This is a genomic window from Acidisoma cellulosilyticum, from assembly GCF_020621385.1.
Classification (GTDB): Bacteria; Pseudomonadota; Alphaproteobacteria; order Acetobacterales; family Acetobacteraceae; genus Acidisoma; species Acidisoma cellulosilyticum.
Genome location: NZ_JAESVA010000029.1, coordinates 1 through 8804, shown reverse-complemented (window position 1 = coordinate 8804; position 8804 = coordinate 1). Strand labels below are relative to the sequence as shown.

Sequence of the window (8804 nt, the reverse complement as noted above, 5' to 3'; positions counted from 1 at the left end):
CCTGTCTGCTCGTCTGTCCCACGCATCTGACACTCCAATCCCAACAGAACCAGAGAATCAGATCAGCGCCCGTCATGCATCTAAATTTCCGCAACCTGCTAGAGGCCAATCCAGAGAGCCGTGCCTTGGAGCATGCCGAATGGCTGGGCCTCCTCGTCGAACAGGAGGCGACATTGCGCCAGCAGCGGCGATTTGCCGCCCGCGCCCGCAGTGCCAAGCTGCGTCATGCCGCTACCATGGAGGATGTCGATTATCGCACGCCCCGCGGTCTGGACCGGACTATGTTCCTGCGCCTGGGCGCCTGCGACTGGATACGTGAGCACCGCCACTGCCTGATCACCGGACCCTGCGGCGCGGGCAAGTCCTGGTTTGCCTGCGCACTTGGTGACAAGGTCTGCCGGGAGAACCTATCAGTGCTCTACCAGCGCAGCCCGCGATTGTTCGCCAGCCTGGCGCTGGCCCGCGGCGACGGGCGCTATGCTCGGCTGATGCGGCAGTTCGCCCGCGTTGATCTGCTGATTCTTGATGGTGTGGACGGCTTCTCCTGACTTGCATCAAGATGTCGGGGTGATCGTAAGCACGAGACATAGGGAGATTGTTTATGAAGAGCTTCATCAGAGTAGGCGTCGATCTTGCCAAGAATTACTTCCAGGTCCACGCGCTCAGCGAAGAAGGCAAGCCTGCTGTCTCACGCAAGTTGACGCGAGCGAAGCTGCGGGAGTTCTTCGCGCAAACCGAGCCGTGTCTCGTGGGAATGGAGGCATGCAGCTCCGCCCACTACTGGGCACGTGAGCTGAGATCAATGGGCCATACGACGCTGCTCATTCCACCTACCTACGTTAAGCCATACGTCAAGCGCGGCAAGAATGATGTTGTCGATGCCGAGGCAATTTGTGAAGCAATGTCGCGGCCTCAGATGCGCTTTGTGCCCGTCAAGACGCCTGAGCAACAAGCTACGTTGATGCTGCATACGGCGCGCGAACTTCTGATTAAGCAACGGACGATGGCGGTAAACGCCATCCGCAGCCATCTTGCAGAGTTCGGCATCGTTGTTGCCAAAGGCGCCGGCCATGTTGAGGAGCTTTTGAAGATTGCTGAAGACGACGATTGCCTCCCGCAGGCCGCTCTGGGGGCTGTAACAATCCTTGGAAACATACTCGACCAGTTGGACAAGTCGTTGGCGGAACTGGATGGCAAGATTGCCAAGGAACATGCAAAAAGCGGCATGAGCCAGCTGCTTGTGGAGGTTCCGGGGGTGGGCAAGCTTATTGCTACGGCGATAGTTGCCCATGTACCAGACCCGGCTGCATTTAAATCCGGACGAGATTTTGCAGCTTGGCTCGGTCTAACGCCCAGGCAGAATTCCAGCGGCGGAAAGCAGTCTCTCGGCGGCATAACTAAGCAAGGCAACCGGTACATGAGGAAACTGCTCGTCTTGGGAGCTACATCTTTGCTTAATATAGTAGGCAGGCGAGTTGGTCCGCTGAGTGAATGGACTGCGGGTTTGCTAGCGAAGAAACCTGCACGGCTGGTGACTGTAGCGCTGGCCAACAAGATGGCCCGCATAATTTGGGCAATGATGAGCACAGGCGAGGGCTTCCGCACCGAGACCTTCGCAAAGGCATACTGAACCGATGGCGTCAACCAGAAGGCGATCGGAAGAAAGGAAGAGTAACCAGGTTTAAGTTTGGTAGGTGCTTTTGACGTGATGAACGACAACGGTTGCACCGAGGACCAGGAAAAGCCCGACCAGTCGTCTGAGCTGCGAAGCTCGCATCCTTGATGGGAATCCTGGTTGTCGGACTTCATCAAGGCCAGTGGAGATGCTCCGCATCAGTAGGCCGGACATATGACCGCAACAACCAAAGCGTTCGAAGCTGAAAAAGCACTTGCCATCGGGAGCCGTCCACATACGACGACTGGGGCCCCGAACCACTGACCGCCGAGCAGCGCTGCGATCTTCTGGAAATTGTCGAGGACCGTTATCAGACCGGCTCACTCATCATCACCAGCCAGGTCCCTGTTGAGCGTTGGTATGAAATTGTCGGCGATCCGACTTTGGCCGATGCCATCCTCGACCGCCTCGTTCACAACGCCCACCGCATCGAATTGAAGGGCGAAAGTCTGCGCAAAAAGCGCACCGATGCTTGACCCGGAATACGCGATTATGAAATGACCAAATCGACCTGCCGAGACGATCTCAGGTGGCCGCCATCAAATCGGAATACATGGCCGCGATCGGATTGGAATGGGTGGCCGCGATCATCGGAATCCGCACGCGGTCAGGACAGCGCGCGGTTCCTGCGCCGGTAGCGATTTGCAATGCACGGATCGGAACCAACCCAACCGTATCAATTGGGCAATGCCTAGCGCATCTTTACGGTCAGTCTTCACTGGCATCGCCTTGAACGCATCCCGCACATGCCGCGTCTCAAGCAATTCTACCGTGAGCCCCGCATCGCGCATGCTCGCATAAAGCCACTGCGACAAAGGACCTGCTTCAAGGCCAATGCGCGCCAGGTCGAACTCCAACCCCTTGAACCAAGCAAGCAGTGCAGCCGGTTCGCTTCCTACCTTGGCTTCCCGGATGATCCGGCCGCTTCCATCGACAACGCAGACGCTTGAGCTTTCCAGCGACACGTCGATCCCGGCATAGTATTCCATGGTCGTCCCTCCGTGATGCATGGAGCAGGTGCTTCCCTGAACTCCGGTCAATAACACCATCACTCTGAGCGACGACGACCAATTCGGCCAATTCTGGTTCGGCCAGCCCGTTACGCCATCTAGGACCTAGCAGCGCCGGTTATCTTTGCGGTTGTTTAGGATATCATATTACGATGATCAAAGTGCGCCAGCCGATAAGCCTAGGGTCAAGTTTCGATCTAGTATAGTCTAGCAAGGCATGTGATTACGAAAGAGAACTGTGTGACTATTTCTGAATCTGAACTTGGTGCTTATGTCAGCAATATCGTATCTGCCTATGTCGCGAACCATGAGGTCGACACCGGAGGTGTTCCAGAGCTTATACAGTCCGTCTACGGCGTGCTTAAGCGTCTAGGTTCAGCTCCGGCCGGACTAACAGAACCTGAGCTGGTACCTGCGGTGCCGATCAAGAAAAGCGTTTTCCCCGACTACATTGTCTGCTTGGAAGACGGAAGGAAGCTCAAGATGCTCAAGCGGCATCTGAAGTCTGCCTACAACATGGAACCTGACGAGTATCGTGCCAAATGGGGGCTGCCGGCGACATACCCGATCGTCGCTCCGAACTATGCCGAAAAGCGCTCGGGCCTGGCAAAGCAGAACAAGCTTGGCCACAAGGCGACTGTAGAACCGCAAGCCCTGGTCGAACCAGAACCTGTCGTACAGAAGATCCCTGCTAGGCGACGTGGCAAAAAAGTGCCCGGCGCTGAGGGCGCTCGGTGAGCAAACAAAAGCGCTTGGGCGATGCTACCGAATTCCTGCGAGACCGGATTCTTGATGCGGTTCGATCCGAAACCCGAGATCTCAGTCTTCGACAGTTCGCCGTGCTGCTTGTGTGCTTCACGGCCGATGAGCCTCAGACGATCCGGGGCCTGGCTGAATTTCTGTCGATCCCCAAGCCGTCAGTCACAAGGGTGGCTGATCGTTTAGAGGTTGCGGAACTCATCCGGCGCAGAATAGACCCCGCTGATGGCCGCAGCGTGCTGCTCTATATTTCTGCCGCGGGTAAGCGGTATTGCAAGGCGTTTGTGGCCAGTCCAACAGAACGTTAAGGCCGTAGAACAGCCGTTGACCGCGGCCGAGCAGGTTGCCGGTAAGCGGCGAGGCTGACCTGATGCACAAGCCGTATGAATGTTCAGCCCTGCGTCCGCGCTGTGCGTGGTCGTCTTCGCCGGCTGCGTCTGGGTCCAGGCATCCGGCCTGTGGCTGCCGCGCCTAAACACCTAGCCTTTTGTGGCCATTGAGCACGACGACCCGCGAGATGTTGGCGTTGCGGAGAAAAGTGTCGGTTTGTTGATCGTAGATGGCATGCCGCAGACCAAGCCATTGAGCAAATTCTCGCCATGCATCCATCCATCTTAGCAACAGAAACGGGTGACCATGGCACGGCCAAAAAACTCGTATCATCTTGAGAAACTCACGCCAGCATATTGCTTCCCATTGATGGGAAGAGATTCGCGCAGAGGAGTTAGCCTAACCCAGCACCTAAACAGCCGACCGGCGCCACGAGGGCGCCGCGGGGATTAGAGCCGAGGCTTCAATAGAGCGGTTTGTGGTACCCCACCCTATCGGAGAACCGGCTAAAAAGGCAAGTTTCTGCTGTTGGAGAATTGCGTCCTGCTGCAAGCCTCATTCGTGCCTCGGTCTAACCGAGGATACGCCAGCTAAAGACGAGATTGGTGTTCACATCGTATTGACGCGCGACCATCAACACCGATGCGCCCGGCACAAAGGACGCCGCCACGATCTTACGCTTAACCGCCTCCGGCCAAGACTTATGCCGTCGCCGCACCCGCAACTTTGTGCCCATTATCTCGATCATGGACACTTTCCACCTCTAAATCCTGAAGCCGGATACCTTCCTCAAATTGAAAATGATGAAGGGCGGTCTCTACCGTAGGGAGACGTTATCGTGCATGAACTGCCAGATGTTCTCGACGGGATTGAGCTCGGGGCATTTCGACGGCAACGGCATGAGCGTGATGTTCGGCGGCACGAGGAGCGCGTTGGAGCCATGCCATCCAGCCTGATCGAGCAGCAGCGCGGCGTGTGCGCCGGGCGCCACTGTGGCAGCGATCTCGGCCAGATGAAGCTTCATTGCCCTCGGTGTTGCAGCGGGGCAGGACGAGGCCCGCCGCTTTGCCTTCGGCTGGACAGATCGCGCCGTAGATGTAGGCAGACTTTGGTTCGCTGATCCTTTGGCGCCGAGGGGCGTGTCCCGCGCCGGGCCCACCGGCGTGTGATGCCGTTCTTCTGGCCGACCCGAGCCTCATCCTGCCACCAGATCTCTATGGGCGTACCGCGTGGGAGCGTCGCCCGGACCGCTGCCAACTGGGCGGGGAAGGCTTTTTAAAAGCGGGGATAGCGTCATCATCCTGGGCATGATGTCGCGGGCGCGCTGAGAGTTTGCGATAGCCAGATTCGCGAAGCTCGCGGCTCAGCGTCTGCTTGCTGATCGAGACCCTGAACTCGTCCCAGACCATTGCGCCAGGTCGACCAATCTCCACCGCACCATGCCATGTGACGCCGGAATCGGCCCTACCTCGACGATACGAAGCAGCGCTTGGCGTTGTTCCGCGCTGAGCAGCGGCAGAGCGCCCGGTGCTTTGCCGTCGATCAGACCATCGGGGCCGTGCTCGTTGAAGCGCACCACCCAGTCCCGCACAATCTGGAGACCGACACCGCCGATGCGGGCCGCCTCGCTCCGGGCGCCCCCGTCATAGATCGCCGCCAGAGCTAGAAGCCGACGGACCTGCCGACCGTCCTTGCTTGCCCGCGGGATGCGACGCAAACCATCCCCATCGAAGTCCGAACGAAGATCGATCGCCGCTGCCATCGCAAGCCTCCTCCAGCCTACGATGTTGAATCAGATCGAACCCACTTTGGGAATCCCCGACGTGAGTCAGCCTCTCGTGGATTTGGTATTACATCTATTTTAGAGTAGCTAGTTCCAAAATTGGAGGTATAAACTCTTATTTCCTGGCGTTATAGGAACGCAAAGCAATGGCTCAACTTTAAATTTTGGAAATTCCCAATGGTCCTGCTTCTGTCATCGCCTGATCGTATAAGATTAATTCAGGATGCTAAATATCAGTTTAGATTGGCAAACTGGTCTATACAAGAAGAAAAAATTCAAGGGATTGATTTTTCGATTAAAAAAAATGACTTTCTTTTTTTTATTCAATGTATAGATTCGGGCATCAAAAAAATTTCATCAAATGAATTATTGATAACTCAAATGTCTGCGGACGTTGGAGATTTGAAAAGACGAAAAAGTGTCAGGCTTGTTCATATAATAAATTTTGATTTCCTGAATAGTTCGTTGAACGATCTACTCGCCTTTGATATCATTGCCTTTCACATACCTGATATAAATAGTATTGATAAAATATGTAAATTTGAAAATGTCCCTGCAAATCTTACCCCACGCGAGCTTGCATTGCTGCAATCGAATCGGGAAGGATGCTTACGTGTTTCACGCTACTACATAGATATCAAAAATATTGATGACGCAATAATATGGGCAAGACATACGGTAGCTGCAGATAGAGCACCAGCTAGTTCTTATGCTTTTTTATTAAAACTTTTAGTAGACCATGGTTATACGAACGAAGCAGAAAAAGTGTCAAAAACCGCTCTTTCGCTGGCACCCGAAAATATAGGAATACTAACATTAAGTCAAAAATTGGCCCAGCAGCAAAAAAATACCGTTTCCGCAGAAGAATTTTCGCGTAAAATTCAATTCATCAAGGAAAGCCCAGCTTACAAATTTAGACAAAGCTTTACAAAAAGCAAAACGGAATATAAACTGCCCACTATACCGCTCTCGTCTAGCTCGTTATCAAAATGGGATTTAGCTGCTCCCAAACGCTGGATCAAAAAGCTCTTCTCTTAAAGCAAATCATGACCAATTTAAGCTTGGGTTGAACTTCATTTCGAAGAACAACCCATTTCCTATTTAGAATTTTACTTAGTGAAATGCGTAAATATCAAAAATCTAACTTATACCTAGGATCATCTCCAGGGCGAGTTTTTTTCCCCAACCATCGGTCAGCCAAAGACCCAATATCCAGGGCTATGCCCCCATACTCCTTTATTTTTGAAGCATAAAGTTTGCCCAAAAACCCTCCAGCTATCAAAACAAGCTCTCCACCCCAGGGCTTCTCCAGAGATTTCAACAAATCCTTATAAACCTCAGGATAGTGAGCTGCAAAGCTCACTTGGTCTCCCAAGGCAGCGCGAGATCCCTGCTCGCCAGGTATTTGGATAAACGTAACTTGGCTTATTCCGAAATAATTTCTAAGAAGTGTAGGTAGATCTGGCAGGCAACTTATAACCGTCACGCGCTTAACAACTCTTAATATTACCTCGAAATGCCCATGAATCTGCAACTCTTTCGCGGTGCTTGCGGTCGTAAAATGCATTTTTTCAGGGGTTTGCATGAACTCTGAGCAAAATCGCACTATATTGACGAGCGAAGGAATCCCACTTTGACTGGATATAGAATATCCGTTACGCAACCAAGCTATGTCTGGAATAGCTAAAATATCGCATGATTCTATTGCTTTAACCAAAGCAAGACTATCTTCGAAAAAGCCATTATTACGCCAGTCAAAATTTGAACCAAACCACATCGCCATTCGGTTTTGTCTATTAGCATCGTATAGATTCGCGTAGCGAGATTCGTCCTCATTGTTAAGACGAAGAAAAGCTCCCTCTCCATCTCCCACGCGGATCAAAGAAAATCCCGAACGAGTCTCGATAGCATGAAGGATTTTAGAAGCTACCTGATCATGTTTAAGCCATTTCAACCCAGATTTGATTAAACTGTGATTTTTCTCAGTAGATTGTCTCGAAAATTGCTCTAAATAATCGCCAAACTCTGACATAGAATGAAAGAGGTCCATTTCCGAAGATTTTGAGGATGCTAGAGATGCCATCGCGACCCTCGCATCCTCGAATAACCCAGAAGCAAAAAGCATATGTACGTAATTGAGCTTAGTAGTGAAGCGAGATTTTGGTAGCCGTGCTGCAATTGAGAAGTACTCGGCAGCCGCTTGATGATCGCCTGCTATTCGCTTTTGGAAAGCGAGCTCCACATATACCTCTTCATTGGGTTCTGCCGTATTTTTTATATATTGCTCGAGCAATATACGGCCGGATTGGGCTAAACCCCTTTGCCGCGCCTTTATTGCAAGTTGGGCCAATAAACGAGGCGGGATGGAGGATTCGATGCAGAGCCCCCCAACTCTGAGAAATTCATCAGCTTGTAAATTATCTATAGCATTATTTGCGTCTCTGACGAGATGCTCAATGTCGGCAGAATTATGCATAAGGCCACTTCCGGGCAGGGTGTTAACATAGCTGACGCATTATACCCGACTAGATAAAATCATAAACCAGTTTTTGCGATTTTCTGATAAGAACCAGATTTTTAGGAATTTCTAAGAGTCCATTTCGAATCGATTGATCAACGGTCCAGCCTTCGCAGTAGGATGATGGTGGAAGCGGCGTAGAGAAGGCCTCGACGCTCTCGATCGTGGCCTCGAAATCTTTTGCAAAGCGCCTGTTCCGGTTGATCCAGGCGAAGAACCGCTCGACGACCCATCGCCGGGCAATGACAGCAAAGCCGACCTGGCTGTCGGCCTTGCGCACCACCTCGATGCGGATCGGGCTGGCTTTGGCCACACGGGAACCAGTGTAGCCGCCATCGGCATAGCCCAGTGCCACGAAGGGCCAACTCGGACGCGAGGCCAGCAGCAGCGGTCCTGCCCCGTCGCGGTCTTGGATATTGGCGGCATGGGCCTGTAGCTTGAGTGCCCGACCGTCCGTGTCGACCATGGCGTGGCGCTTGCGGCCCTTGATCTTCTTGCCCGCATCGTAGCCACGGATGCCGCCGCTCTCGGTCGTCTTGACGCTCTGACTGTCGATCATGGCGGCTGTCGGGCTTGCCTCACAGCCAGCCCGCTCGCGGTCGAGCATCACCAGGTGGTGGTTGATCGTAAGCGGTCGTTTATCGCCGGGTCGGGGACTACGGGCGAGCGGAGGCTGAGTTACGCTGCGGCTTTGGCTTCAGCGACAGGCGGCTGCCAAGCCCAAGGCAT

At 53.2% G+C, this 8804-nt stretch carries 7 protein-coding genes and 4 pseudogenes; 6 read left to right on the top strand and 5 right to left on the bottom strand.

Annotation, left to right across the window (positions count from 1 at the left end; all coding sequences use genetic code 11):
* The 3 genes and pseudogenes from ACELLULO517_RS28270 to ACELLULO517_RS28260 form a co-directional block, all read left to right on the top strand.
* Positions 1-548: ATP-binding protein (locus ACELLULO517_RS28270; protein WP_319796460.1), on the top strand; the 548-nt coding region annotated here is incomplete at its 5' end.
* 53 nt (positions 549-601) lie between these two features.
* The gene (locus ACELLULO517_RS28265) at positions 602-1630 is read left to right on the top strand and encodes an IS110 family RNA-guided transposase (RefSeq protein WP_227310848.1); all 1029 of its coding nucleotides are present in this window, start codon (positions 602-604) and stop codon (positions 1628-1630) included.
* 284 nt (positions 1631-1914) lie between these two features.
* Positions 1915-2151 (top strand): annotated as a pseudogene (locus tag ACELLULO517_RS28260) (ATP-binding protein); the annotation flags it as partial.
* Between the two features lie 132 nt (positions 2152-2283).
* On the opposite strand, the pseudogene ACELLULO517_RS28255 reads toward ACELLULO517_RS28260, so the two are convergent.
* A pseudogene (locus ACELLULO517_RS28255) lies at positions 2284-2664 on the bottom strand (IS110 family transposase); the annotation flags it as partial.
* A 261-nt stretch (positions 2665-2925) separates the two neighbouring features.
* Here ACELLULO517_RS28255 and ACELLULO517_RS28250 point away from each other — a divergent pair.
* Together ACELLULO517_RS28250 and ACELLULO517_RS28245 are read left to right on the top strand one after the other, a co-directional pair.
* A complete protein-coding gene (locus ACELLULO517_RS28250; RefSeq protein ID WP_227310847.1) occupies positions 2926-3423 on the top strand; it encodes a MucR family transcriptional regulator in 498 nt (165 codons plus the stop codon).
* A complete protein-coding gene (locus tag ACELLULO517_RS28245) occupies positions 3420-3752 on the top strand; it encodes a MarR family transcriptional regulator (protein WP_227310846.1) in 333 nt (110 codons plus the stop codon). The genes ACELLULO517_RS28250 and ACELLULO517_RS28245 overlap by 4 nt, the downstream gene beginning before the upstream one ends.
* Before the next feature lie 593 nt (positions 3753-4345).
* On the opposite strand, the gene ACELLULO517_RS28240 is transcribed toward ACELLULO517_RS28245, so the two are convergent.
* Positions 4346-4522 (bottom strand): transposase, encoded by a 177-nt coding sequence (locus ACELLULO517_RS28240; protein ID WP_227310845.1) that lies wholly within the window; start codon positions 4520-4522, stop codon positions 4346-4348.
* Positions 4523-4606: 84 nt separating this feature from the next.
* Positions 4607-5536 (bottom strand): annotated as a pseudogene (locus tag ACELLULO517_RS28235) (IS630 family transposase); the annotation flags it as partial.
* Between the two features lie 198 nt (positions 5537-5734).
* Here ACELLULO517_RS28235 and ACELLULO517_RS28230 point away from each other — a divergent pair.
* Positions 5735-6595, top strand: coding sequence for a tetratricopeptide repeat protein (locus ACELLULO517_RS28230; RefSeq protein WP_227310844.1), 861 nt, complete (start codon positions 5735-5737; stop codon positions 6593-6595).
* 94 nt (positions 6596-6689) lie between these two features.
* Here the strand turns inward: ACELLULO517_RS28230 and ACELLULO517_RS28225 are convergent, their stop codons facing one another.
* Both ACELLULO517_RS28225 and ACELLULO517_RS28220 read right to left on the bottom strand, forming a co-directional pair.
* Complete coding sequence (locus ACELLULO517_RS28225; protein ID WP_227310843.1) at positions 6690-8033, bottom strand: GT-D fold domain-containing protein; 1344 nt, start codon at positions 8031-8033, stop codon at positions 6690-6692.
* A gap of 137 nt (positions 8034-8170) precedes the next feature.
* Positions 8171-8700: pseudogene (locus ACELLULO517_RS28220) on the bottom strand (IS5 family transposase); the annotation flags it as partial.
* Between the last annotated feature and the right edge of the window lie 104 nt (positions 8701-8804).

What these genes read in the sequence shown, in the direction of transcription:
- ACELLULO517_RS28265 (WP_227310848.1), top strand. Translation starts at nt 602, where the DNA reads ATGAAGAGCTTCATCAGAGTAGGCGTCGATCTTGCCAAGAATTACTTC.
- ACELLULO517_RS28240 (WP_227310845.1), bottom strand. Translation starts at nt 4,522, where the DNA reads ATGATCGAGATAATGGGCACAAAGTTGCGGGTGCGGCGACGGCATAAG.
- ACELLULO517_RS28230 (WP_227310844.1), top strand. Translation starts at nt 5,735, where the DNA reads ATGGTCCTGCTTCTGTCATCGCCTGATCGTATAAGATTAATTCAGGAT.
- ACELLULO517_RS28225 (WP_227310843.1), bottom strand. Translation starts at nt 8,033, where the DNA reads ATGCATAATTCTGCCGACATTGAGCATCTCGTCAGAGACGCAAATAAT.